The sequence below is a fragment of the Exiguobacterium acetylicum genome, from assembly GCF_019890935.1.
In the GTDB taxonomy this organism is placed as follows: Bacteria; Bacillota; Bacilli; order Exiguobacteriales; family Exiguobacteriaceae; genus Exiguobacterium_A; species Exiguobacterium_A abrahamii.
Map to the genome: position 1 here is coordinate 859,441 of NZ_CP082333.1, position 26,759 is coordinate 886,199.

25 protein-coding genes and 1 pseudogene are annotated in these 26,759 nt (G+C 47.1%); 25 read left to right on the forward strand and 1 reads right to left on the reverse strand.

All coding sequences use genetic code 11. The annotated features are described in order from the left end of the window. The first annotated feature begins 236 nt into the window (after positions 1 to 236). The 9 genes and pseudogenes from K7G97_RS04430 to pulA all read left to right on the forward strand — a co-directional run bounded on the left by K7G97_RS04430 (position 237) and on the right by pulA (position 11,420). Positions 237 to 1,529, forward strand: coding sequence for a nucleotide sugar dehydrogenase (locus K7G97_RS04430; protein ID WP_223041455.1), 1,293 nt, complete (start codon positions 237 to 239; stop codon positions 1,527 to 1,529). Further along, a complete protein-coding gene (locus K7G97_RS04435) occupies positions 1,526 to 2,326 on the forward strand; it encodes an ABC transporter permease (protein WP_023467468.1) in 801 nt (266 codons plus the stop codon). The genes K7G97_RS04430 and K7G97_RS04435 overlap by 4 nt, the downstream gene beginning before the upstream one ends. 11 nt (positions 2,327 to 2,337) lie before the next feature. Beyond that, positions 2,338 to 3,078, forward strand: a pseudogene (tagH, locus tag K7G97_RS04440) (teichoic acids export ABC transporter ATP-binding subunit TagH); the annotation flags it as partial. A gap of 112 nt (positions 3,079 to 3,190) precedes the next feature. Then, on the forward strand, positions 3,191 to 4,291 hold the full coding sequence (gene wecB / locus K7G97_RS04445) for a non-hydrolyzing UDP-N-acetylglucosamine 2-epimerase (protein WP_223041457.1): 1,101 nt from the start codon (positions 3,191 to 3,193) through the stop codon (positions 4,289 to 4,291). Continuing rightward, on the forward strand, positions 4,288 to 4,773 hold the full coding sequence (locus tag K7G97_RS04450) for a hypothetical protein (protein WP_064300327.1): 486 nt from the start codon (positions 4,288 to 4,290) through the stop codon (positions 4,771 to 4,773). The genes wecB and K7G97_RS04450 overlap by 4 nt, the downstream gene beginning before the upstream one ends. Next, positions 4,763 to 6,151: an MBOAT family O-acyltransferase gene (locus K7G97_RS04455; protein ID WP_223041458.1), complete on the forward strand. Its 1,389-nt coding sequence runs from the start codon at positions 4,763 to 4,765 to the stop codon at positions 6,149 to 6,151. Before K7G97_RS04450 ends, K7G97_RS04455 begins: the two co-directional genes overlap by 11 nt. 15 nt (positions 6,152 to 6,166) lie before the next feature. Further along, a complete protein-coding gene (locus K7G97_RS04460; RefSeq protein WP_223041459.1) occupies positions 6,167 to 7,342 on the forward strand; it encodes a DHHW family protein in 1,176 nt (391 codons plus the stop codon). Positions 7,343 to 7,367: 25 nt separating this feature from the next. Further along, positions 7,368 to 8,282, forward strand: coding sequence for an LCP family protein (locus K7G97_RS04465; protein WP_262415796.1), 915 nt, complete (start codon positions 7,368 to 7,370; stop codon positions 8,280 to 8,282). Between the two features lie 225 nt (positions 8,283 to 8,507). Further along, entirely contained in the window at positions 8,508 to 11,420 is a 2,913-nt protein-coding gene (gene pulA / locus K7G97_RS04470; protein WP_223041460.1) for a type I pullulanase, read from the forward strand. 68 nt (positions 11,421 to 11,488) lie between these two features. On the opposite strand, the gene K7G97_RS04475 is transcribed toward pulA, so the two are convergent. Continuing rightward, on the reverse strand, positions 11,489 to 12,748 hold the full coding sequence (locus K7G97_RS04475) for a dicarboxylate/amino acid:cation symporter (protein WP_223041461.1): 1,260 nt from the start codon (positions 12,746 to 12,748) through the stop codon (positions 11,489 to 11,491). 313 nt (positions 12,749 to 13,061) lie between these two features. Here K7G97_RS04475 and rpsU point away from each other — a divergent pair, with 313 nt between their 5' ends. The 16 genes from rpsU (at position 13,062) to K7G97_RS04555 (ending at position 26,712) form a co-directional block, all read left to right on the forward strand. Then, positions 13,062 to 13,235, forward strand: a complete 174-nt coding sequence (gene rpsU, locus K7G97_RS04480) for a 30S ribosomal protein S21 (RefSeq protein WP_012369719.1) — start codon at positions 13,062 to 13,064, stop codon at positions 13,233 to 13,235. Between the two features lie 21 nt (positions 13,236 to 13,256). Further along, complete coding sequence (locus K7G97_RS04485; protein ID WP_023467485.1) at positions 13,257 to 13,703, forward strand: GatB/YqeY domain-containing protein; 447 nt, start codon at positions 13,257 to 13,259, stop codon at positions 13,701 to 13,703. A 181-nt stretch (positions 13,704 to 13,884) separates the two neighbouring features. After that, the gene (locus tag K7G97_RS04490) at positions 13,885 to 14,394 is read left to right on the forward strand and encodes an NfeD family protein (RefSeq protein ID WP_047396392.1); all 510 of its coding nucleotides are present in this window, start codon (positions 13,885 to 13,887) and stop codon (positions 14,392 to 14,394) included. Then, positions 14,391 to 15,374 (forward strand): flotillin-like protein FloA, encoded by a 984-nt coding sequence (gene floA, locus K7G97_RS04495; protein ID WP_023467489.1) that lies wholly within the window; start codon positions 14,391 to 14,393, stop codon positions 15,372 to 15,374. Before K7G97_RS04490 ends, floA begins: the two co-directional genes overlap by 4 nt. Before the next feature lie 13 nt (positions 15,375 to 15,387). Further along, entirely contained in the window at positions 15,388 to 15,858 is a 471-nt protein-coding gene (locus K7G97_RS04500) for an MSCRAMM family adhesin SdrC (protein WP_223041462.1), read from the forward strand. A gap of 171 nt (positions 15,859 to 16,029) precedes the next feature. Then, complete coding sequence (locus K7G97_RS04505; RefSeq protein WP_023467492.1) at positions 16,030 to 16,992, forward strand: PhoH family protein; 963 nt, start codon at positions 16,030 to 16,032, stop codon at positions 16,990 to 16,992. A 36-nt stretch (positions 16,993 to 17,028) separates the two neighbouring features. Next, positions 17,029 to 19,086, forward strand: a complete 2,058-nt coding sequence (locus K7G97_RS04510) for an HD family phosphohydrolase (RefSeq protein ID WP_223041463.1) — start codon at positions 17,029 to 17,031, stop codon at positions 19,084 to 19,086. Beyond that, the gene (gene ybeY / locus K7G97_RS04515) at positions 19,083 to 19,559 is read left to right on the forward strand and encodes an rRNA maturation RNase YbeY (RefSeq protein ID WP_029341033.1); all 477 of its coding nucleotides are present in this window, start codon (positions 19,083 to 19,085) and stop codon (positions 19,557 to 19,559) included. The genes K7G97_RS04510 and ybeY overlap by 4 nt, the downstream gene beginning before the upstream one ends. Before the next feature lie 29 nt (positions 19,560 to 19,588). Beyond that, on the forward strand, positions 19,589 to 19,906 hold the full coding sequence (locus K7G97_RS04520) for a diacylglycerol kinase (RefSeq protein WP_241492327.1): 318 nt from the start codon (positions 19,589 to 19,591) through the stop codon (positions 19,904 to 19,906). A 48-nt stretch (positions 19,907 to 19,954) separates the two neighbouring features. After that, positions 19,955 to 20,353, forward strand: a complete 399-nt coding sequence (locus tag K7G97_RS04525; protein WP_023467498.1) for a cytidine deaminase — start codon at positions 19,955 to 19,957, stop codon at positions 20,351 to 20,353. Beyond that, complete coding sequence (gene era, locus K7G97_RS04530) at positions 20,346 to 21,254, forward strand: GTPase Era (RefSeq protein ID WP_023467500.1); 909 nt, start codon at positions 20,346 to 20,348, stop codon at positions 21,252 to 21,254. The genes K7G97_RS04525 and era overlap by 8 nt, the downstream gene beginning before the upstream one ends. Before the next feature lie 3 nt (positions 21,255 to 21,257). Further along, complete coding sequence (gene recO / locus K7G97_RS04535) at positions 21,258 to 22,007, forward strand: DNA repair protein RecO (RefSeq protein ID WP_023467502.1); 750 nt, start codon at positions 21,258 to 21,260, stop codon at positions 22,005 to 22,007. 288 nt (positions 22,008 to 22,295) lie between these two features. Next, complete coding sequence (gene glyQ / locus K7G97_RS04540) at positions 22,296 to 23,186, forward strand: glycine--tRNA ligase subunit alpha (RefSeq protein WP_029341034.1); 891 nt, start codon at positions 22,296 to 22,298, stop codon at positions 23,184 to 23,186. Further along, entirely contained in the window at positions 23,179 to 25,239 is a 2,061-nt protein-coding gene (glyS, locus tag K7G97_RS04545) for a glycine--tRNA ligase subunit beta (protein ID WP_223041464.1), read from the forward strand. The genes glyQ and glyS overlap by 8 nt, the downstream gene beginning before the upstream one ends. Before the next feature lie 21 nt (positions 25,240 to 25,260). Then, positions 25,261 to 25,890: a transcriptional regulator CcpN gene (locus K7G97_RS04550; RefSeq protein WP_035398363.1), complete on the forward strand. Its 630-nt coding sequence runs from the start codon at positions 25,261 to 25,263 to the stop codon at positions 25,888 to 25,890. A 12-nt stretch (positions 25,891 to 25,902) separates the two neighbouring features. Then, entirely contained in the window at positions 25,903 to 26,712 is an 810-nt protein-coding gene (locus K7G97_RS04555) for a pyruvate, water dikinase regulatory protein (protein WP_047396410.1), read from the forward strand. The last annotated feature ends 47 nt before the right edge of the window (positions 26,713 to 26,759 follow it).

Genomic DNA, 26,759 nt, shown 5'->3' on the forward strand with positions numbered 1-26,759 from the left:
AGGCGGATTCCTGACGAGTCGTTTTGTTTCATTCGAATAGACACGAAGGATTCGCGAAAGCTTCATAAGATTTACAAAAACGATAGAAAACACTGGAAATGTAAGGTCTGTGAAGAATGGTTTAAGAGATGGTTAGAAGCATTGGAAAGCAAAGGAAATGTCGTTATGGTCTAGTTACAGCCAAGCCACAGACCGTTTGTTGGCTAGTATGACTAACTCGATGGAGGAATGACAAAATGAAACTTTGCACAATCGGACTAGGATATATTGGATTACCTTCTTCTGCGATGTTCGCGGATCACGGCACGGAAGTCGTAGGTGTCGACATCGATCCACAAATCGTCAATCTTCTGAACACGGGAACGATTCATATTGAGGAACCAGGACTCGAGGATGTCATCAAACGGGTCGTCGCGAACGGAAAATTCCGAGCGACACTTACGCCAGAACGAGCCGATGTCTTTTTAATCGCCGTTCCAACGCCGAACTTAAACGATGCGTATAAATCATGTGATTTGAAATATGTCATTTCAGCGGTCAACAACATGCTGCCATTCCTGGAAAAAGGAAATGTCGTCATCGTCGAATCGACGATCGCGCCACGTACGATGGATGATCATGTCCGTCCCTTAATCGAAGCAGCTGGATTTACGATTGGAGAGGACATTTATGTCGTCCATTGTCCCGAGCGCGTCTTGCCAGGACAAATCTTGCATGAACTTATCCATAATAACCGCATCGTCGGCGGCTTGACGCCAGCGTGTGCGGAGGCAGGGGCTGCCGTCTACGAAACATTCGTTCAAGGTGAAATCGTCCGGACCGATGCCAAAACAGCCGAAATGTCGAAGTTGATGGAGAATACGTTCCGCGATGTCAACATTGCGCTCGCAAATGAATTGACGCAAGTATGTCATCAACTAGAGATCAACGTTTTAGATGTGATCGAGATGGCGAACATGCACCCACGGGTGAACTTGCATCATCCGGGACCGGGAGTGGGTGGTCACTGTCTCGCAGTCGATCCGTACTTCATCGTCGCAAAAGCCCCATCGCTTGCACGCATCATTCATACGGCGCGACAAACGAACGTTCAGATGCCACAATTCGTTGCCGATCAAGCAGCTCGTCTCGTCGGTTCGCGTGTCCGTCCAAAAATCGCTGTCTTTGGTGTCACGTATAAAGGAAACGTCGATGATATGCGCGAGAGTCCAGCTGTCGAAGTCATTGAACAATTGCTCGACCGTGGACTTGACGTCGCTGTCTGTGATCCGCACGTCGAACGTTCGATCTCGACACGATTCGAACTCGTCGATGAGCTGGAAGCGATTCAAGGCGCTGATCTAGCACTCGTTTTGGTCGATCACGATGAATTCAAACAATTCGATTCACGTCGTCTTGCAAACTACATGCGGACACCGTTACTCTTTGATACGAAAGGGATCGTCAAAGCGCTCGACGCTGTCAAAGTCCTGAACTTCGGTAATTTGCATACGCACCGCGTGACGGAAGTGGATGCGAAAGCGATATGAACGCGTTACGAACGATTGGGGGAGAGTTGAAGGATCATCTATATCTGATCTTTCGACTCTCGCTTTATGAAACAAAGAGTCAATATAGCATGCAATACCTGGGTTGGTTTTGGGAAATCATGACGCCACTTCTCCAAATCGGTGTCTATTGGGTCGTATTCGGCTTCGGGATTCGTGGTGGGCATCCAGTCGATGGAATTCCGTTCGTCTTTTGGCTCGTCAGCGGATTGATTGCTTGGTTCTTCATCGGCAGTACGATTCCAAGTGGTTCCCGGTCGATTTATGGTCGGGTCGCCCTCGTCTCGAAGATGCATTTTCCATTGAGTACGATTCCAGCGTATGTCATTTTGGCACAATTCTACCGTCATCTCGCGATGATTGCTTTGACGATCATTTTAGGATGTGCCTTCGGTTACTTCCCGGGATGGCATACGTTTGAACTCCTATATATCGTACCGGCTGGCGTCGTATTCCTCTATGCGGTTTCCTTATTGTTATCCGCACTTGCGACGATGATTCGAGATGTGCAAAATATGGTGACATCTGCGATCCGCATGCTGATGTATTTAACGCCAATCATGTGGATTCCGCCAGATCACTCGTTATTTAAGATGTTGTTGATGCTAAATCCACTCGTTTATTTGATTGAGGGGTATCGCTCAGCACTCATCGGAACGGGTTATCTGCTCGATCATATGTGGTACGGCGTGTACTTCTGGTGTATGACGCTCGCAATCTTACTTGTTGGAGCATCGATTCACATTCGATTCCGACGCTATTTCATCGATTACGTATAGGAGGGAGAACGATGGGTCATGTCGTGTTTGAGAATGTATCGAAACGGTACATGCTCTATGCCCGACCGATCGACAAGCTAAAAGAAGTGTTGTTCGGTAAGGTGAATGGAAAATCGTTCTATGCTCTGAAGAACGTCTCCTTTTCTGTGGAAGAGGGAGAAATCGTCGGTGTCGTTGGCATCAACGGAAGTGGGAAATCGACACTATCGCATCTGCTTGCTAACGTGACACCACCGACGTACGGTCGGGTCACATTGGGTGGAAAGTCAGCCTTGATTGCCATCTCTAGTGGATTGAATAGTCAACTGACAGGGCGAGATAACATTGAATTAAAAGGGCTGATGATGGGCTTGACGAAACGACAAATCGAGACGATTACTCCAGAAATTTTAGAGTTCGCTGACATCGGGGAGTTCATCGATCAGCCAGTCAAGACTTACTCGAGCGGCATGCGCGCTCGGATTGGTTTTGCGATCTCGATTCATATTAATCCAGATATCTTGATCATCGACGAAGCACTCTCAGTCGGAGACCAAACGTTTACTGAAAAGTGCCTCGATAAGATGCGTGAATTCCGCGATCAAGGGAAAACGATTTTTTTCGTCAGTCATTCGCTCAGCCAGGTAAAGAGTTTCTGTACAAAAATCCTTTGGTTGGAATACGGGGAAGTACGTCTATTTGGTCCGACGAATGAAACGTTGGCTGAATACAATAAATATCTATATTGGTACAAACAGTTATCAAAAAAGCAAGCCTCCCATTACGTAGCTAAGAAACGAACGGAACGGATTGGTTCCGTGAATCAGCAGATGATGGGCGAGACGATTGAACGATCGTCATGAAATGAGATAGGGGATGAAGTAAATGAAACGTGTCATGCTTGTATTCGGAACACGACCAGAGGCGATCAAAATGGCGCCGGTCGTCAAAGCACTTGAAAATCGTCAGGACGTCGAACCAATCGTCGTCGTTACAGCACAACACCGAGAGATGCTCGATCAGGTCCTTGAACTGTTCGAAATCACTCCGGACCATGACTTGGATTTGATGCGTCCGCGTCAGACGTTAGAGGAAATGACGGCGCGTATTTTAAACGCGATGCGTCGCGTCCTCGAAAAGGAACAGCCGGATCTCGTCCTTGTCCATGGGGATACGACGACGACGTTCGCTGCTTCTTTAGCGGCGTTCTATCAACAGATTCCAGTCGGTCATGTGGAAGCAGGACTACGGACATATGAAAAGTATGCGCCGTTCCCAGAAGAGATGAATCGTCAATTGACAGGTGTGTTGGCGGATTATCATTTTGCACCGACCGAACAGGCTGCAATGAACTTACGTGCTGAGAACAAGCAGACACCGATCATCGTAACCGGTAATACGGTCATCGATGCGTTGAAGACGACTGTATCACCGACATATACGCATCCTGTCCTATCACGTCTCGAAAAGTCGGGACGAAAACTTGTCTTGCTGACCGTCCATCGCCGTGAGAATCATTTACAACTAGAAACGATTTTTGATGCGATCGAACGGTTAGCGAATGATCATCCAGAAATTGAAATCGTCTATCCGGTTCATCCGAATCCGGTCGTACTAGAAGCGGCAGCTCGCTTGGAACATCATCCGCGGATTCAATTGATCGAACCGCTTGATGTCTTTGACTTCCATAATCTTGCGGCACGGGCATCCTTCATTCTGACCGACTCAGGTGGAATTCAAGAGGAAGCACCTTCGCTCGGCGTGCCTGTCCTTGTCTTACGGGAAACGACAGAGCGTCCAGAGGGAGTCGAAGCCGGAACGTTGAAGCTCGTCGGGACGAATCCAGAGATGATTTATACGATGAGTCATCAATTGTTGACGGATCAGGTGTTCTACCAATCGATGGCACAAGCGGCGAATCCTTATGGCGATGGACAAGCGGCGGAGCGAATCGTCGATGCCATCATGAGTGAGGTACCTGTATGAGTCAACGTATTCCTCCAGCGATTTATCAATTCTTTCCATTCGGAACGCAGGAAAAAATCTTGCTTGAGGATGCTACAGATGGTGTCTATTTTGATTTTCAAGAAGCAACGGCAGACGACAAATTGTACATTCAGTTGTTTGATCAAGGATTTCAACATCCGCCTTCAAAGTTATATCGGTCAGACGCCACGATTACAGGAGACATCATCGAGGTGACCTGTCATTTCGAAGTCGATGCACCATGTGTCGTTCAGTTATTCAAGATGCAATATGGACAGAAAAAACGGATGGGATCGGAAACGGAAACCGTCACATTGACGAATGAGACAGTCGTTCATGTACAGATGAAACGAGTACCAGGAGCGAAGTATTTCAAGGTGGCATGGAAGTTCTTGCAAGAGGGGAGCTTCCGGGTCCATCTCCGGGACATTCAGATTGTGCAACATGTCACGGCAGGGGAGGAAGCGACGTATGCTATTTAGTTCGACGATATTCTTATTTTTGTTCTTACCGACTGTGTTGATCGTCTATTACCTACTCCCACGCAGCTTCCGAAATGGTTGGTTATTAGTGACGAGTCTATTCTTTTATGCATTCGGAGAACCGCGTTTTGCATTGCTGATGCTACTGAGCGTCACGATCAACTACTTCTTCGCCTTGTTCGTCGATCTGTATCGACACCGAATTGGCGTCAAATGGATCATGTTCAGTATGATCGCAGTCAATCTGGGGTTACTCGGCTGGTTCAAGTACAGCGGATTTTTTGTTCGTTCAGTCAACGAGACATTCGGATTAGGATGGTTCGTCCCAGAAGTCGTCTTGCCACTCGGGATCTCGTTCTATACGTTCCATGCGATGAGTTATGTCATCGACATCTACAAAGGGAAGGAAGCGGTGCAAAAGAATCCGCTTGACCTCGCCCTTTATATCGCGTTCTTTCCCCAACTCGTCGCGGGTCCGATCGTTCGCTATAACACGATTGCGAGCCAAATCGAGTCACGAGAAGAGACAGTTTCCGATTTTGCCCGAGGGGTTCGTCGGTTTACGATCGGCTTAGCTAAAAAACTGATTCTTGCCAATGGATGTGGTCAGGTCGCGGATGCCATCTTCAACATGAAAGATCTCTCGATGGGGCTTGCTTGGATCGGGATCATCGCCTACGCCTTACAAATCTATTTCGATTTTTCAGGATACAGTGATATGGCGATTGGACTAGCTTTGATGTTCGGATTTCATTTTCTTGAGAATTTTAACTATCCCTACATTTCAAAGTCTGTTTCTGAATTTTGGCGTCGATGGCATATTTCGCTTGGATCGTGGTTCCGGGATTATGTCTACATCCCGCTTGGTGGAAATCGTGTCTCACCGTGGTTACAGTATCGCAACTTAGCAATTGTCTGGATGCTGACAGGTCTTTGGCATGGTGCAAGTTGGACGTTTGTCGCGTGGGGAGCGTATTACGGAATCTGGATCATGCTCGAGAAAGCATTTCTCGGGAAATGGTTGGAGAAAATGCCAGTATTCTCGACCGTTTGGACGCTCGTACTCGTGTTGGTCGGTTGGGTATTCTTCCGTTCCGAGACGTTCCCAGAAGCCGTTACGTACATTCAAGCGATGTTCGTACCAGATGTGATTTGGGATGAACGCGCGAGCTACCAGCTTGTCCAAAATGGTGTTCTATTGCTTGTCGCGTGTATCGCAGCGACACCGATTCCGAAAATCATCGGAGAGCGATTAGTCGTGTCACTCGGAAGAATTGGTACGACGATGCAGTATGGGTATGCGATGTTGCTACTATTTTTGGCGACATCAGCACTTGTTGCAAGTACGTTTAACCCATTCATCTATTTCCGCTTCTAAAAAGGAGGTCTACTGATGGCACAGCCACTTGAAACAGAAAATAAGCAGGGACAAAAACGGACGACTTCTTTTGAACGGATCATGATGTGGGTGACGACGATTAGTTTTTTACTCATCTTGTTAACGATTGGTATCGGAACGATCGTCCGAGAGGATCATGTACGTTCCCAGCTCGAAAACCGTACACTCGCACAATCGGTCGATCCGACGATCGAAGGAATCGCGACTGGAAAAGACATGCTGAAGATGGAGACGTATTTCACGGATCAACTGCTGTTGCGGGGAACGTTCGTTGAGATGCAGGCACTACTATCGAAGGATGTCTTTAGGCAACCTTTTCGTAATGGGATCTATACAGCTAAAAATGGCTATATGATCGAACCGAGTGCCTCGACTCAAGTTCAGATTCCGAACGCGTTTCAAAAATTCGTTCAAGAAGTCGACCGTCCGGTTTATATGGCACTAGCTCCATCGAAGACGGTCATTGCTGAACGCGATCAGTTGATTCCATCGTATGTTGCTTCGAACGCACGGACACGGTACGCAGGAATGATTCGTGACTTCAAGGCTGCCGGGATGACGAATTTGTCACTTGATCAATTAAAGTTAACGGATTACTTCAAGACGGACCATCACTGGAATATCGACGGGGCAGCGTCGGCGTATCAGACGATTACGAAAGGGATGGACTTACGACCAGTCACACCATCAAAAGCTAATCGTAAAGAGGATGAACATGACTACTATGGTTCATTGGCACGAAAGACGACACTTGCGTACGCAACGTCTGGTGATCAACTAGCGTATTATGGACCAGCATTCTTCAAAGGGATCGATGTCTGTTACGACGGGGCATGCGGTCGCCCGGTGATCGATGAATCCTTCGTTCAGCAGGAGGGAGATTACGTCGATCGGTATGAAGTATTCTTGCGCGGCAATCACGGCGTCATGTCGATGAAGGAGAAGGCGAAGAATGATCGACCAACGATTCTCGTCTTAAAGGATTCATTCGCGAATCCCGTCTTACCGTTCCTTGCTAAAAGTGCCAATCTGGAAGTCGTCGACGTTCGTTATGTGCCAAAATCATTCGACGTCTCGCAGTTCGCTAAACAAAAACAAGTCGACTCCGTGTTGTTCCTGCATAACTCGAATATTGCTGGATTGATGAAGACGTATGAAAACACACTATGAAGGAGTTCATGATATGAGATCCCGAATGGCGAAAAGAAAACCGCGTCTTGTTTGGCGCGTATTGAGTGCGCTCCTACTAGGGTTCGTTCTGATTGCTAGTACATCAGCTGGTTTAGCTTTTTTAAAAGTGAAACAAACGGCAGATGCGTTCTTGACACCGTTAGATGGAGAGCAGCCGAAGCCACTCGAATCGATGAAGCCGGTCAATGTCTTGTTACTTGGCGTGGATGAACGAAAAAATGATAAGGGACGTGCCGATGCCATCATGCTTCTTTCATTCAATCCAAAAACAAGACAAGCGACTTCCCTGTCTATTCCAAGAGATATGCAGGTAACCGTGCCGTCTGGCGAAAAGACTAAGATCAATCATACCTATGCCTATGGGGGTGTGAAAGAGACAGTCGAAACGGTGGAGCAGACGTTTGAAACTGATATTCCTTATTATGCGAAGATCAACATGGATGGATTGATTGAGTTGGTCGATGCTGTTGGGGGTGTCACGGTCGACAATCCATCTGCCTTCAGTTGGAACGACCGTCGTCTTCAAAAGGAGTATGAGAAAGGGAAAATTCATCTGACGGGTCTTGAAGCGAGTGGTTACGCTCGGATGCGAAAGCAAGATCCACTCGGCGATATGGGACGACAAATTCGTCAGCGTCAAGTGCTAGAAGCCGTCGGAATGAAGCTTGCTGGACCACAGTTGTTGACGCAACTCGAAAAAATCACGGATGTCATGAAAAACAACTTTACGACGAATATCGGACTTGATGTCGCAGCGCAACTAGCGCAAGAGAATCAGCGTGGATTCGAACAATTGAAGCCGCTGAAAATCGACGGAGAAGGATATATCGCAAGTGACGGTGTTTGGTATTTCTTTGCATCGGACGAATCAATGGAACAAACGAAGCAAACGATCGCTACACTTCTCGCACGATCGTAAGCCATAACTAGTATTACCATCAAACAAACCAGGATGAGCGTCTCTAGCACATGATTGTGGAGACGCTTTTTCCTGTTTTTCTCTAAAGTAACATCGTTCTTTTTGAAAAAAAGTGCTTGGTTCAAAAGTCTTATTTTCGATCAAACCGATGAAATAGGCTTTGACAGGACTTGTAAACGGATGCAAAATGAAAACGATTACATACCAAAAGGAGATGGCTACCGTATGAAACGCATGAGATTCGTTTGTATCGTTGCGCTAACGTTTGCACTGATATTTAGTGGACTCTCTTTATCCGGTCAAGCACTGGAAAAAGGAAAGTCGACATTGGTCATCATTCACTACAAGGCAGACCCGAATGCCACAAAGGATTGGAATCTGTGGTTATGGGCAAATGGACCGGATTATTTTCCGAATAAAGCTCACGCTTTTAACGGCGAGGATGCTTACGGAAAAATCGCAGCTTATGAATTCCCAGTTGATCAGCCGGAAAAAATCGGCTTCATCGTTCGAGATGATAACTGGAACAAGGATGGGGGATCTGAGAATGATCGCTTCATTACGAAAGACATGATTAAAAATGGTGTTGCTGAAATCTGGATCGAGTCGGGAAGTAAGAACATCTCGACAGTCAATCCAAGCAATGGAGCAGATGTCGAAAAAATTGATACGAACATCCATTATTACCGGTATGACAATGATTATGACAAGTATGGTGTCTGGTCTTGGCCGGAAGAGCAAGATGGAAAGCGATTCGAGTTCGACAAGCAAGATGAGTTTGGTGCCGTTGCCAAGGTAACACTCGATAATCCGACGAAAGCACGTCTTGCAGGCGTCATTCCTCATCTTGAAGGATGGTCGGAAAAAGACGGAGCTGATCGTTTCTTTTATGCAGGGGCGAAAGACATCTGGTTGATTGAAGGGGATCAGACGGTATACTACAGCAAACCGGAAATCGATCGCACACCGAAAATCACAAGCTTTTTAGCAGATGACTTCCGAACGATGACATTAAAAACGAATGCACCATTGACGGAAGAAGACTTGAAAGCATTTACGTTTGAAGGCGTGACGAATCCAGTCGTGTCAGCAATCGATGCCAAAACGGTAAAAGTCGAAGTCACTTCAGATATCGATTTAGCAAAAGTCGTCCGAGCATCTCATCCTGTTTTTGGAGAAGCAGTCCTCGAAGCAGGTAAAGTGCTCCGTTCGAAAGCATTCGACCAAAAGTATGCCTACGATGGAAAACTCGGTGTCGACTATCAAAAATCAAAGACGACGTTTAAAGTTTGGGCACCGACAGCACAAGCGGTCGAGCTCGAATTGTATCGCCTACCAAAACAAGAAGCTGCTACGACAAAAGATATCACGCGCGAAATCAAGATGGAACGAACGGATCGTGGTGTGTATCAAGTGACGGTCAAGGGCGACCTTGACGGTGTCGGATACACATACGAAGTCAAACATGCCAAAGAATCGACGCGTGCGGTTGATCCGTATGCGACAGCAGTCGCGGTCAATGGCGACCAAGGTGTCGTTGTCGACTTACGCGAGACGGATCCAAAACGCTGGACGAATGGAAAAATGCCACTTCGCCATGCGACGGACGCGATCATCTATGAATCACACGTCCGTGATTTATCGATGTTTGATGTGACGAACTCGGGTTACGATTCAGGCATCAAACAAAAAGGGAAGTATCTCGGCGTCATCGAGCCAGGTACACGTTTGACGAAGGATGGTAAAAAAACGAAGACGAAGACGGGACTTGATCATCTGAAGGAACTTGGCATCACGCACGTTCAGTTCATTCCAGTCTATGATTTCAACACAGCATCCGTCGATGAGACGAACCCGCTTAAATCGTACAACTGGGGTTATGATCCGAAGAACTATAACGCACCAGAAGGATCGTATGCGACAAATCCATATAATCCAAAAGTCCGAATCACAGAAATGAAACAGATGATTCAAGGGCTACATGACAATGGACTTCGTGCTGTCATGGATGTCGTTTACAACCACATGTTTGACGCAAAAGCATCAAACCTTGATAAAATCGTTCCTGGTTATTACTACCGTTATACAGAAGGCGGCGATTTAGCAAACGGAACGGGTGTCGGAAACGACACAGCGTCTGAGCGTCAAATGATGCACAAATTGATCGTTGACTCTGTCTCTTACTGGGCGAAAGAATACCACTGGGACGGATTCCGCTTTGACTTAATGGGTATTCACGACGTCAAGACGATGAATGCTGTCAAACAGGCGACAAAACGAATTGATCCGTCGATTCTCGTATTCGGAGAAGGATGGAGCCTTGGAACACCGCTTCCAGATTCAGAGAAGGCCAACCAAACGAATACAAAACAAATGCCTGGAATCGGACATTTCAATGACAATCTACGCGATGCGCTCAAAGGTAGCGTCTTCATCGATTCAGATGCTGGTTTCATTAACGGAGCAACTGGTCTTGAAACGCGCATCAAACGTGGAATTGTCGGAGAGATTGCTTATGACAAAGAGATTCAAGGATTTACGCAAGAACCAGATCAAGCGATCACTTACGTTGAAGCACATGATAATCATACGCTTTGGGATAAGTTGAACCTGACGAATCCACAAGACAATGACGCAACGAAGACAAAGATGCATCGTTTGGCTTCAAGTATCTTGTTGACGTCACAAGGAACAACGTTCATCCATGCAGGACAGGACTTCATGCGGACGAAGGGCGGAGACCATAACTCGTATAAATCACCGGATTCTGTCAATCAGCTCGATTGGAAACGGAAAATGGACCGTCAACAAGACGTTGATTATATGACAGGATTGATCGAGTTACGCAAAAAGAATCCAGTACTTCATTTAGCAACAGCAAAAGACATTCGTCGTTACCTGACGTTTGAAACAGCACCGGCACAAGTCATCGCTTATCGACTAGATGATGCTGCGCCACAACAAAAGGATGATCTCTACGTCATTCATAATGCGAATCGAACAGCAGTCGATATGAAGCTACCGACAGGAAAATGGAAGTTGCTTGTAGACGGTAAACAAGCAGGAACCAAAGCAATCCGTAAAGTATCAGGTACGGTTCGTGTCGAAGGACTTAGCTCATTCGTCTTATCAAAATAAGTGAACAGATAAAAAAGGACGTTCCGCAGTTGGCGGAACGTCCTTTTCGTCAGTCGAGAAACGTGCAATCAAGCGTAACGCTCATCCGTTTCTTCGTTCTCTTCTTCTTTCAGATTACCTTCTTCCGATTTCGAGACGATGACGGCACATGCTGCGTCACCAGTAATGTTGACGGCTGTCCGCATCATATCAAGAAGACGATCGACACCGATGATCAAAGCAATTCCTTCGACCGGTAGATTGACCGATTGAAGAACCATCGTCAGCATGACGAGACCGACACCCGGTACACCGGCTGTACCGACTGATGCAAGAACAGCTGTCAGGACGACCGTCGCAAGTTGACCTGGCGTTAAATCAACCGCGTAGACTTGCGCGATGAAGACAGTCGCGACACCTTGCATGATCGCTGTTCCATCCATATTGATCGTCGCACCAAGAGGTTGGACGAAACTTGAGACGGAACGCGGAACCTTCAACTCTTTTTGAGCCGTTTGCATCGCAACAGGAAGTGTTGCGTTCGACGAAGACGTCGAGAAAGCAAACAGCATGACAGGTGCGAACTTCTTAAAGAAGAAGAATGGGTTCATCTTCCCAAGAAGTGAAACGGTCGAACCATACGTCAATACGGAATGGACAAATAGTGACAAGATGACGACACCCATATAAAGTCCCATCGCCTTTAGGGAGTTAAGTCCTTGAGAACCGACGGCTGATGCGATCAGAGCGAATGCTCCAAGCGGAGCCATCTTCATGACAAGTGTGATCAAGTACGTCATTAAATCATTACCCTGCTCGATGAATGTCCGTAACGTCGAGACTTTTTGACCGAGGAACGTGATCCCAAAACCGATAAAGACACTGAAGACGATGATTTGCAACATGTTGCCTTCTGCCATCGACGTGATCGGGTTCGTCGGGAACATACCGACGATTGTGTTGATTATGCTTGTATCTGGTAGATTTCCGTTATCATATTCAAGACCTTGCGTCTCGAAGTTACCGAACGTACCCGGCTTGATTAGTAATGACAAACCGAGAGCAATGACAATCGCGACAGCCGTCGTCGTCATGAAATAAGTGATGGCTTTACCACCGACACGACCGAGTTCTTTTGGATTTCCGAGTCCCATGACTCCGAGGGCGATTGAGAAGAAGACGATCGGTACGACGAGCATCTTAATTAAGTTCAGGAAGATCGTTCCGATGGGTTGTAAAGCATATTTATTCAATCCCTCATAAATCGACTTGTCCGGTAAGCTAGCAAGAATGATTCCGAGGATCACCCCGAGAATCAATCCCCAGATGATGCGCTTTGCTTCTTTCATAAGTGATGTCACACTCCTTTATTTGATAATTGTTTATATTTTGACACATTATCACCCATTTTGACAAAACATTTTAAAAAATACATGATAACGCTTACAAAAAAGTTTCTGGATTTTGATGCAGGAATGACTAGATTTTGTTGTCAAACGGATGCAACCATGAGAGGATAGAAAAGAACAAAAAGGAACAGCGTAGGGTATAGAAAAGTCGCTAGAATCAACTGTTGACCAAATTGTATATTCCTACTATAATGTTGTATGACGTGTCTGACACGTTTCCTTTAGTCGGTAATATCGGAGGGAGGGAAAACTAGTGGAAACTCGTGTACGTAAAAATGAATCACTTGAAGACGCACTTCGTCGCTTCAAACGTGGTGTTTCAAAAGATGGTACGCTTGCAGAAGTTCGTAAACGTAAACACTACGAAAAGCCAAGTGTAAAACGTAAGCTTAAATCGGAGGCTGCGCGTAAGCGTAAGAAGTTCTAACGTTAGAGAGGGTGTATCCTCATGAGTCTTCAGGAGCGTTTGACAGCGGATATGAAAGAAGCCATGCGTCTACGTGAAAAAGATCGTCTTACGACGATTCGGATGGTGAAATCATCGCTGCAAAATGAAACGATCAAACTCGGTAAGCAAGAATTGACGGACGAGGAAGAATTAACGATTCTTTCACGTGAAATGAAGCAGCGCAACGACTCCCTCCGAGAATTCGAAAGCGCTGGTCGTCACGATCTCGTCGAGAAAATTCAAGCAGAGATTGTCGTGCTCGAAGCTTATATGCCAAAACAGCTTTCCGAGGAAGAAGTACAGGAAATCGTCGACGCAGCTATTGCGCAGACGGGTGCCTCTGCTCCTTCAGATATGGGGAAAGTAATGGGTATCGTCATGCCACAGCTTAAAGGCAAGGCAGACGGTGCGTTAATTAATCGACTCGTCAAACAACGGCTCGCTTAATACATGGAAAAGGTGTCCTTCGGGGCACCTTTTTTGTCGTTCCTGTCACAATTAAAAGTTTATTGATGAATTCAGAATAGTCATGAAACCTTTTTGTTTTGAAAGCGTATATAATTATAGTAACGAATCAAAGTGCAAAAGAAGCAGCTTCTGACACGAATGAAAAGGGGTGAACGTACGCATGACGTTTAGCTTAGGGATGATTTTGGCGGTCTTCATGATCGGGGTCCTCATGTTACTAGTCGAAATATTCGTCACAGGGTTCGGAATCTTTGGAGTCCTCGGAATTGGCGCTGTCCTTGCTAGTCTGATCATGGCAGGTGCTACAGTTGGTCAAGTAGGCATAGCGGTTGGACTTGCTGTATTTCTATCACTTGCGGCCGGATACTGGGCATATCGCAGAATTAAATCGAATCAATCCTTATTATGGAGAGGTTTGATTTTGACAGATTCCACATCGTCTGAAAAAGGCTATCTTTCTCATCAAGACAAAGTGCAACTGTTAGGACAAGAAGGAGTCAGTCTGACACCTCTTCGTCCGTCAGGAACAATTGAAATCGACGGAAATCGAATCGATGCCGTTACGGAAGGGACCTTCATTCAAGCGGGGGAAACGATCGTCGTAAAAGAAGTGACGCATGGACGCGTCATTGTTAGAGTCCAACATACGAAGGAGGAGTCCCACACATGACACCTGAATTATTGACTGTATTACTCATATCCGGAGGAATTTTAATTTTCCTCGCCATCTTCTTCACGCTCGTTCCGATTCCACTTTGGATCAGCTCGCTCGCAGCGGGAGTGCGCGTATCGATCTTTACATTAGTCGGGATGCGTCTTCGTCGAGTCACACCGTCTAAGATCGTCAATCCGTTGATCAAGGCGGTAAAAGCAGGATTGAATTTGAATACGAATCAACTGGAAAGTCACTTCCTTGCCGGTGGTAACGTTGACCGCGTCGTCAATGCCTTGATTGCAGCACACCGTGCGAATATCGAGTTGAGCTTCGAACGCGCAGCGGCAATTGATCTTGCTGGTCGTAACGTTTTGGAAGCTGTTCAAATGTCGGTTAACCCGAAAGTCATCGAAACACCATTCATCGCCGGTGTGGCAATGAACGGGATTGAAGTGAAAGCGAAAGCCCGGATCACGGTACGTGCGAACATCGATCGTCTCGTCGGTGGTGCTGGGGAAGAAACGGTCATCGCACGTGTTGGTGAGGGTGTCATCTCAACCATTGGTTCGTGTAATGACCAAAAAGAAGTACTTGAGAATCCAGAGATGATCTCACGGACGGTTCTTGCGAAAGGACTCGATTCGGGTACGGCGTTCGAGATTCTCTCGATTGATATCGCGGACATTGATATCGGTAAGAATATCGGTGCGGTTCTGCAGACGGATCAAGCAGAAGCAGATAAGAACATTGCGCAAGCGAAAGCGGAAGAACGTCGCGCAATGGCGATCGCAAGTGAACAAGAGATGAAATCACGTGTTGAAGAGATGCGTGCGAAGGTTGTCGCTGCTGAAGCGGAAGTGCCGCTTGCGATCGCTGAAGCGATGCGTGACGGTAACTTTGGCGTCATGGATTATGCGAACTACTTGAACGTGACGGCAGATACGAAAATGCGCCAAGCAATCGGTGGGCAATCATCACCAAATGACTCACAATAAAGGGTGAGACGGTATGGATATCATATGGGTCGGATTGATGATCGCATTCGGTGTCATCTCCGTCATCTCAAAAGCAGCAGATAAAAAACCGAAGCAGACGAACCGGACACCTTCAAAGGAGTTCGGCGACTATGTGAAACAAATAACCGAACAGGTCGATACGGCGCGACAAGAGACGGTACCTCCACCTGTCGTTCGTAAAAAAGCACCCGTGAAGAAACAACCGGGGGTAACGCAAACAAAAGCGCGACCCGTTCATGAACGAACGGAATTGCAACAACGTTTGGACCAACGTCAAAAGCAACATTCGAAAAAAGGGATGTCCTCGTCGACGATCGGCGAAATCAAAGATAGCGTAGCAGACGGTGCCATTGGATCGTCGAGTCGTTCAGCATCAGCAACGACGATTTCACAAGATGAAATGCGACGTGCCATCGTTTGGAGTGAAGTTCTTGGTGCGCCTGTTTCCAAGCGCAAACGCTAATATTTGTATAGTGAGTCGATCCTACGAAACGTGTAGGATTGACTCTTTTTATTTCCTAAAAGGTGGGAACGGGTTTTTCTTTCCATCTTTTCGGCGGAAGTGCTAAAGTGGAAGAGATTAGATATGAAGCGATGACAACTTGTTATCCATGACTAGGAGGCCATTCACAACGTGATATTCAACGAAAGAATCCCATTTGCATTTTCGAATTCAGAACAGATTCAAGCATTCGTCGGTCCGAATGATGCAGTCTTACGTACGATGGAAGCAGAACTTGACGTTCAGCTGACGCATCGAGGAGATGAACTGTTGGCACAATCCGAACAGGAGCAGTCTGTGATCTTAGCAGGACAGGTCGTAGGCGTCTTGAAACAACTTGTGAATCGTGGTGCTGTTTTAACAGAGCGTGACGCGACGAGCGCCATTCAACTCGCACGTCAAGATCGTGTGGATGAACTGCTAGAACTTTACGATACGGTCATTCATACGAATCATAAAGGAAAACCACTTCGTGCAAAGACACTCGGTCAAGCACGTTACGTTCGGGGAATCGACCGCTGTGATTTGACATTTGGTATTGGGCCAGCGGGAACCGGAAAAACGTATCTTGCTGTCGTGATGGCGGCAAAAGCGTTAAAAGAAGGTCACGTCAAACGACTCGTCCTGACGCGTCCGGCAGTAGAAGCAGGAGAAAATCTAGGATTCCTTCCAGGGGATCTGAAAGAAAAAGTCGATCCCTATCTACGTCCTTTGTACGATGCGCTACATGACGTGCTTGGTGTCGAACATACGGCTCGTCTGCTTGAACGTGGTGTCATCGAAATCGCACCGCTTGCTTACATGCGAGGACGGACGCTTGAACATGCTTTTGTCATTCTCGATGAAGCGCAAAATACGACACGGGAACAAATGAAGATGTTCCTGACGCGTCTCGGATTCCATTCGAAGATGATTGTTACGGGCGATTTAACACAAGTCGATCTTCCGCGTGGAAAAACATCTGGTCTACAAGAAGCGTTACATTTGCTCGGTAATGTCAAAGGGATTCATTTTGAGCACTTTGGCTCAGCTGATGTCGTACGTCACCCACTTGTCCGGAAAATCGTTGATGCTTATAGTCAGGATTTGACCTAAGCCGTTACGGAAATAGAGGGAAAAGGGGGAGATGATATGCGCAAGGTTGGGGTCTGGGTCGGTCTTTTGACAGTAGTATTCTATCTCATCGTATCGACGATGATGTATGTCAGCGTTCGACCAGAAGCCTTGTCCGCAGAACCATTCTCAATTGCAGAAGAAGATATCCGGTCACCCTTGACGATGGAGGACCGGGTCGCAACAAATCAAATCAAGGAAAATTCGGTTGCTGCAATCGAGAGTCAGTATACGATCAAACAAGAGTATGCAGCACAGCAAATTGATAAAGTAGAACAACTTTTTGCTAGTTTGTCCGGTATTAAAAAAGCAAATGAGATTGGTAAAATCAAGCAGCGTCTGCGTGGAACAGAGGCGGCGACACTGTTGAAGGATGATGAGTTACGCTTGCTTGTGACTTCGACGACAGCACTGCGGAATACGACACGTGACGTCGTCATTACAGCGATTGAAGAAGCGATGCGTCAACGCATCTCGTCCGATGGTGGTGAAGTAGCGGAAGCACGTGAGAATGCGCGGACGGACATCGACCGTTCGCCGCTCTCCTTCTCATTAAAAGCAGTCGCTAAAGCGTTGACCGATCAAATGATCGTGACGAATTACGTCTATGATCCGGAAAAGACGGAACAGCTCCGTAAGCAGACGAGTGATAAAGTCGAACCGGTTATCATTTCAGAAGGTGAAGTGATCGTCAAACGAGGCGAAGTGATTTCACAAGATGCCTATCGTCAGCTACAACTCGTCGGATTGATTTCTGATCGACAGTCGTTGAAACCTTTACTCGGTGCGATGCTTGTCAGTGCGTTGATGACTGCCTTTTTATTTGGCTTCATTCACCGTTCGAAACTGCGATACGCTCAAATGGGGCGGATTCGTTTATTCGGGCTTGTCTATCTCGTCGTCAGTCTACAATTACTCGTCATGTATGGTATGGCGTTCTTAGCAGACGACATCAATCCAGCATTTTACTTACTCACGCCGACCGCTTTTGCTGCGCTCGTCCTGCGCAATTTATTGAACGAACGGATTGCCTTATCGAGCTCTCTGTTCACGGCGCTTGCCGGAACGTTCTTCTATAGTGTCAATCAAAACTTCAGCTTCAATATTGCGATCTATTTGTTGGTTGGTGGGTTAGTCGCAACATTTTTCCTACAATCTAGTTTGTCGCGTCGTCGTATTTTCATGAGCAGTATTTCGATTGCCGGAGCAAACATCGCGATTTTCTTAGCATTCGTCCTGTTACGAAGTGGTACGTTCGAACTGCGCGAAACGCTGATTTTAATCGGTTTTGCGATTGCGAGTGGTATCTTGAGTGCCGTCCTAGCAATTGGACTATTGCCGTTTCTTGAAATGACGTTCGGTATTTTAGCACCGACCCGCCTACTCGAACTGTTGAACCCAACACATCCGTTACTCAAAAAACTATTAGTTGAAGCACCGGGAACGTACCATCATAGTATGATGGTCGCGAACCTAGCAGAAACAGCCTGTGAAGCAATCGGAGCAGATGGGTTGCTTGCACGAGTCGGAGCCTACTATCATGATTTAGGGAAAACACGACGGCCACTTTATTTCATTGAAAACCAGCATGGACGTAATCCCCATGATCGATTGACACCGGAAGAGTCGGCACGTGTCATCTTGGCACATACCGAGGATGGCGTTGAATTACTCGAAGACGCAAAACTTCCTGCAGCGATCATCGATATTTGCCGTCAGCATCATGGAACCTCTCTGCTTCGATATTTTTATGTCAAGGCAGCAGAACAAGGTGAGGTCGACGAAAAGACGTTCCGTTACACGGGTCCGAAACCACAAACTCGTGAAGCGGCGGTCATCATGATCGTTGACTCGATTGAAGCGGCCGTTCGTTCGATGAAAGCTCCTTCAGAAGAAGGAATTCGGGACTTAGTCGCGAAAATCATTCGTGAAAAGATGATGGATGATCAATTTGCGGAATGTGACATTACGACACGCGAGATTTATCGCGTCGGTGAAAGTGCGTGTCATACCTTATCCGGTTTGTTCCATGAACGAATCGAGTATCCAGAATTAAAGAAAGAGGCAACGACATGAATATTTATATGACAGACGAAAATAATCGTCTAACGGAAGAACAACGACAGCTTGTCGAATCGATTTTGATTTACACGGCGGAACAAGAAGAAGTCGATTCAAATAGTGAGTTGTCCGTGACTTTCGTCTCAAACGATGAGATTCAAGAGATTAATCGTGAATGGCGTGGAAAGGATCAGGCGACAGACGTCATTTCCTTTGCGATGGAAGAACTCGGAGAAGATGAAATCGATTTTGGATTGCTCGAAGATGAACCAATCGTCCTTGGCGATTTGATCATTTCCGTTGAACGATGCCGTGAACAAGCGGCAGAGTATGGCAATCATTTTGAGCGAGAGCTCGGTTTCCTCGCTGTCCATGGTTTTCTCCATTTACTCGGATACGATCACATTGAAAAAGCAGATGAGGAAGTCATGACGAAGCGACAGGAGGAAATCCTGCATCACTTCGAGTTATATCGGGGCACATTGTGAAAAGCTGGTGGCAACCCTTTCGGCATGCCATGAACGGATTGCGCCAATCGATTCGAGAGGAACGGCACATGAAAGTTCACGTTACAGTTGGTGCCATCGTGTTACTTGTCGCCTTTCTATTACCATTGACATCTGTCGAGCGAGCGATCCTCTTCTTGACGGTCGGGATCGTCATCAGTGCCGAGATGTTCAATACAGCGTTTGAGCGCGTCGTTGATCTCGTGACACAGGAATGGCATCCGCTGGCAAAAGCAGTCAAGGATATTGCAAGTGGAGCTGTTCTTGTGTTGGCGCTTACATCTATTGCAATTGCACTATGCATCTTCATCCCATATTTGGTACAATAAGAATCCGGCCTTTTTGGCCAATACCGTTCCTAAGAAGGGGATATTCACATGAAAACAGAACAATTACTCGAACAAGCTAAACGTGCACGCGAAAAAGCGTATGTTCCATATTCGAAATTCCAAGTCGGTGCTGCTCTACTAACAAAAGACGGACAAGTCTTCCATGGCTGCAATATTGAAAACGCTGCATATGGTCTTTGTAACTGTGCAGAACGGACGGCAATCTTCTCTGCGTGGGCACAGGATGCGCGCGAGTATGCAGCGATGGCTGTCGTTGCGGACACGGAAGGACCGGTCGCACCATGCGGACAATGCCGCCAAGTGTTATCAGAGATGTGTGATGCGGATATGCCAATCTATTTGACGAACCTTAAAGGGGATGTCACAGAAACAACAGTGGGTGCCCTCTTACCAGGAGCATTCACGAAAGGGGATTTACATGTTTAAAGAAGGATTCAAATCGGGCTTTGTCTCGATCATCGGACGCCCGAACGTCGGAAAATCGACATTCCTCAACCGTGTCATCGGACAAAAGATTGCCATCATGTCTGATAAGCCACAAACGACGCGAAACAAGATCCAAGGTGTCTATACGACAGAAGACGTTCAGACGATCTTCATCGATACACCAGGGATTCACAAACCAAAACATAAACTCGGCGACTTCATGATGAAGGTCGCGACGAACGCATTGCGTGAAGTTGATGCGATTTTGTTCATGGTCAACGTGACGGAACCAAAAGGAAAAGGTGACGATTTCATCATTGAAAAATTGAAGGAACTCGATACACCCATCATTCTCGTCATGAATAAGGTCGACTTGATTCATCCGAATGATATTCCGCCCATCATCGAGTCATATAAAAATGAGCTCGAATTTGCGGCAGTCGTTCCGATCTCTGCGTTACAAGGTAACAACGTCGGACCGTTACTTGAAGAAATCGCGAAGATCTTACCGGAAGGACCAATGTATTACCCGGCGGATCAAGTCACTGACCACCCGGAGCGTTTCATCATCTCAGAGATGATCCGTGAGAAAGTTTTGCAAAAGACACGCGATGAAGTACCACACTCGATCGCAGTCGCGATTGATCAAATCAAGACGCGTGAGAATGGCAACATGGTCGATGTCCATGCGACAATCTTGATCGAGCGCGATTCCCAAAAAGGCATCATCATCGGTAAACGCGGAGCACTTCTAAAAGAAATCGGCTCTGAAGCACGAACGGACATCGAGATGTTACTCGGAACGAAAGTTTACCTGAACTTGTGGGTCAAAGTCCAAAAGGATTGGCGCAATAAGGCCGGTCAATTGCGTGAACTTGGCTTCCGCGATGACGAGTATTAAGCGATGATCGATAAGGCGGAAGGGCTTGTACTACGAACGGTCGTATACGGTGAATCGAATAAGATCGTCACGCTACTGACACGTGAATACGGCAAGCTCGCCGTCATGGCGCGAGGAGCGAAGAAGCCGGGTAGTCGTTTCAATGCGGCAAGCCAGCCTTTCGTTCGAGCCGTCTATATCTATCCACGGTCACGTGGTCTCGGTCAGTTGAAATCGGCAGACGTCATCACGAGTCATGCGCATATCCGGCAAGATGTCGTCTTGATGGCGTATGCGATGTATCTACTGGAGCTTGCAGATAAAGCGCTTGATGAACGTGTGCCGCAACCGGCGCTGTACGATTTATTCGTCGAAGGACTGGAGGCGATGGATGAAGGACTAGATCCCGACGTCGTCTCTTTCATCATCGAGTTGCGCCTGTTGCGTCATCTAGGGATTGCGCCACACTTGAACGGCTGTACGATTTGTGGGAGTGCTGAAGCACCGTTTGCTTTTTCGTTACACCACGGCGGTCTACTCTGTCGCCGGCACCGTCATGAGGATGAACATGCCGTCTTCATGTCAGAAGCAGTCGCGAAGATGCTCTACGTGTTTTCTGTCTACGATTTTTCGCGGATCGGTACCGTGACGGTGAAGCCGGAAACGAAGCGTCTACTACGTCAAATCATGGATGCTTATATGGAACGCTACAGCGGGTTACGTCTGCGTTCAAAACGTGTTCTCGACCAGTTGATTGATTTCGGCAACGATTGACAGCAACAAGCGGGTTCGGTAGAATAAATGCGGTAGAAGTAACTAAATGAACACGATGACGAAAAGGAGTACCGTCTTTTTCTCAATCAAGCGATTCCAGGGTGGTGTGAGCTGGGAATGAGAGGGGCGCGAATGGCGTTTCGGAGTGTTCTTTGTCAAAAAGAGTGGCATGCGATGCATGCAAGTAGGGTGGAACCGCGGGCTCGTCTCGTCCCTATGTGCAACGATTGTTGTACATAGGGGCGTTTTTTGCGTTCCTTAATCATTTCGGAGGTGAAAGTCGTGAAGATGACAGTACAAGACATGATCTTGACATTACAAAAATTTTGGGCAGAACAAGGCTGCTTGACGATGCAAGCATACGACGTAGAAAAAGGAGCCGGTACGATGAATCCGATGACATTCTTACGGAGTCTCGGACCAGAACCATGGAACGTTTGTTATACAGAACCATCACGCCGTCCAGCTGACGGTCGTTACGGGGAAAACCCGAACCGTCTGTATCAACACCATCAATTCCAAGTCATCATGAAACCATCACCTGACAACATTCAGGAATTGTACTTACAAAGTCTCGAGTTGCTCGGTATCAACCCACTCGAACATGATATCCGTTTCGTAGAGGATAACTGGGAAAACCCGACATTCGGTGCTGCAGGTCTCGGCTGGGAAGTATGGCTGAACGGAATGGAAATCACACAATTCACGTATTTCCAACAAGTCGGTGGAATCGAGTGTAATCCAATCGCAGTAGAGATCACTTATGGAATCGAGCGTCTTGCGTCGTACATTCAAGACGTTGAGAGTGTCTTTGATCTCGTTTGGACGGATGGCTTCAAATACGGTGATATCTTCTATCAACCGGAGTTCGAACATTCGAAGTATACGTTTGAAACATCAGATGTCGCCTTACTCTTCACGTTGTTCGATCAATATGAAAAAGAAGCGAATCGTGCCTTGGACGAGAACCTCGTCTTCCCAGCGTATGATTACATCTTGAAATGTTCACATACCTTTAACCTTCTCGACGCGAAGGGTGCGATTTCCGTCACGGAACGTACAGGATTCATCCATCGTGTTCGGAACATGTCGCGCCGTTGTGCGCAAAGTTTCATCGAAGAACGGGAACGTCTTGGCTTCCCATTGATCAAGTCGAAAGCAGGTGAGTCACATGCATGAATTATTACTTGAAATCGGTTTAGAAGAGATGCCGGCTCGATTCGTCCTTCAATCCGAAACACAACTCAAGGAACGCGTGACGCGTTTCCTTGAAGAAGCTCGGATTGAGTTCACAAGTGTCGAATCCTTCTCGACACCACGCCGTCTTGCAGTGTATGTCAAAGGTCTCGCAGCACGTCAAAGTGACCTCGAAGAGACGCTAAAAGGACCAGCAAAACGCATCGCGATGGACGAGGCAGGGAACTGGACGAAAGCAGCCGAAGGATTCGCGCGTGGTAAAGGGTTAACGACGGACGATCTCTTCCTTGGAGAAGAAAAAGGAGTCGAATATCTCTATGCGACACGTAAGGAAGTCGGACAAGCGACAGCCGATCTACTTCCTGGACTAAAACAAGTCGTCGAAGCGATGACATTCCCGAAAAACATGCGTTGGAGCACACAATCATTGCGTTACATGCGCCCGATTCGCTGGTTGATTGCGCTTCTTGACGATCAAGTCATCCCGTTTGAAGTCGCATCCGTCGAAACAGGTCGGACATCACGTGGACATCGTTTCCTCGGACAGGACATCACGATCCTGCGTCCGAACGCTTATGTCGAAGCGCTCGCAGGAGAAAACGTCATCGTCAGTTATGAAGCACGTCGTCAATTGATCGAAGAACAAATCGCAGCGCTTGCGGCACGCGAACAATTCGAAGTGCCGATCGATGCGTCTTTACTTGAAGAAGTCACGAACCTCGTCGAGTATCCGACAGCCTTGTTCGGTGCATTCGATGAAGCGTATCTTGAGTTACCAGAAGAAGTCTTGATTACGACGATGAAAGAACACCAACGTTACTTCCCGGTCAAACGTGACGGGGCATTGCTCCACTATTTCGTCACGGTACGAAACGGAAACGCAACACATCTTGAAAACGTCGCACGCGGAAACGAAAAAGTCATCCGTGCCCGTTTAGCCGATGCGCAGTTCTTCTATGAAGAAGATAAAAAAGCAGATATCGATGAACAGGCGAAGCGTCTTGATAAAATCGTCTTCCATGAAAAATTAGGAACGACAGGCGAAAAAGTCCGTCGCGTCCGTCAGATGGCACTCGCACTTGCAGATCGTGTCGGTGCGGACAAAACACGTGTTGAACGTGCAGGACAAATCTATAAATTCGATCTCGTCAGTCAAATGGTCTATGAGTTCACAGAATTACAAGGTCTGATGGGTGAGCGGTATGCAAACATGAAGAATGAGGATCCGGAAGTCGCGGCTGCGATTCGTGAACATTACATGCCACGCTTCGCGGGGGATGCAAGTCCGGAGACACCGACAGGAACACTCTATGCGATTCTTGATAAGATGGACAGCGTCGCTGGATTCTTTGGTGTCGGTATGATTCCGAGTGGATCAGCAGATCCGTATGCATTGCGTCGTCAAGCACAAGGGATTGTTCAGATTTTATCCGATCGTAAGTTGAATCTGACATTGACTGAATTGATTGCTTTCGTCGTTTCAGAACAGGTGGCAGCAGGTCTTTATGCGAAGGATGCCGAAGAAGTTCAAGCTGCATTACAAGACTTCTTTGCACAACGCTTGAAATACCGTCTATCGGAAATGAACTTCCGCCATGATGTCGTCGAAGCCGCTCTGGATCATACGTTGACAGTCGAAGCGAATGAGCAACGTGCTGCAATGCTAGAAAGTGCGACGAAAAAAGAATCGTTCAAGAAAACGGTCGAACAACTCAGCCGTGTCTTAAATATCTCGAAAAAAGCAGAAGACGTCACAACTGTTAATCCAGCGCTCTTTGAAAATGATGCAGAACGCGCGTTGCATGAGGCGATTGAGAAGACCTTGCCAGAGGTTGATCAAGCCATCGCGTCACTTGATTATGAACGAGCGCTTGAGGCACTTGAGGCAACCGTTCCGTCGATCACAGCCTACTTTGACGGTACGATGATCATGACGGACGACGAAACAGTCCGTACGAACCGCCTTAGCGAAATGAAACGATTTGCGCAAGCCATCGAACCAGTCGCCCGGTTCAATGCACTTACTTTAGCGTAAAGAAAAAGGACGGATGAGCCGATGAAGTTAAATGAACGGCAAAAAAAGATACTCCAAATCGTCAAAGAGAACGGTCCGATCACGGGAGAGCAGATTGCTTCTGCACTCTCCCTGACACGGGCGACGTTACGACCCGATTTGTCGATTTTAACGATGACCGGCATGCTAGAAGCGCGTCCACGTGTCGGCTATATGTACGTTGGAAAGAAAAATGCGTCCATGCTTCATGAGAAACTCGACACCTTGACCGTCGGTGAATTCATGTCGTCGGCAAAGGTCATTCATGAAGGGATGACCGTATACGATGCGATCGTTCACTTATTCCTGGAAGATGTCGGTTCGCTGTTCGTCGTCAGTAAGGACCATGCGTTAGTCGGTGTGTTGTCACGTAAGGATTTTCTACGTGCGGCAATCGGTAATCAAGAATTAGACTCGTTACCGGTCAACATCATCATGACACGGATGCCGAATTTGACGGTCTGTGAAAAATCGGAGACGTTGATTGGTGCCGGCATGAAACTGATCGAAAAGCAGATTGATTCAATGCCAGTCGTCGAAGAAGAGAACGGCGTCTTGAAAGTCGTCGGTCGAATGACGAAGACGAACATGACGAAAGTGTTGGTCGCTTTAGCACGTGATGAAGAAATTTAAGGAGGGTTCCTGATGCGTCAACGGATTTATGTCGTGAGTGACTCTGTCGGAGAGACGTGTGAACTCGTCGTCCGCGCAGCTGCAATCCAATTCCCGGAACAAGCCATCGAAACGGTCCGCATTCCGTTCGTCGATGATGATCAAGTCATTTATGACTTGGTTCTTCATGCGAAAGAAGAACAAGCGACGATTGCTTTTACGATCGTTCATGCGACCCATCGTCGTTTGCTTGCAGACACAGCTCGCGCCCACGGTGTAAAAGCGATTGATCTACTTGGTCCATTGCTTGACACGATGGAAGATCGCTTGCAGATGCAACCAAAGGAAGAGCCAGGATTAATCTATCGCTTAGATGAGGAGTATTTCCGAAAAATCGAAGCGGTTGAATTTGCTGTCAAGTATGACGATGGACGTGATCCAAAAGGTATCAAACGTGCGGATATCGTCTTGATCGGGGTGTCGCGTACATCAAAGACACCACTTTCGCAGTATCTAGCCTTGAAGCGATATAAAGTAGCGAACGTACCACTCGTACCTGAATCGATCCCGCCAGCGGAGCTATTCGATATTCCAAAAGAAAAATGTTTTGGACTACTCATCTCACCGGAAAAGTTGATCGACATCCGAATGGAACGCCTGCGTTCATTAGGACTCAAGCCAGAAGCAGCATACGCGCAGATGGACCGAATCAACCGGGAACTCGAATACGCACGGAATTTATACGAACGAATCGGTTGCCAAGTCATCGACGTGACGAATAAAGCAGTCGAGGAAACGGCGAACCTGATTTTGACCGGAATTTCTGGGAAAGCGCATGACTAGTCAAGCAGTCAGGAACATAGTATACTTGTTTAGCTGATAAATGAGAT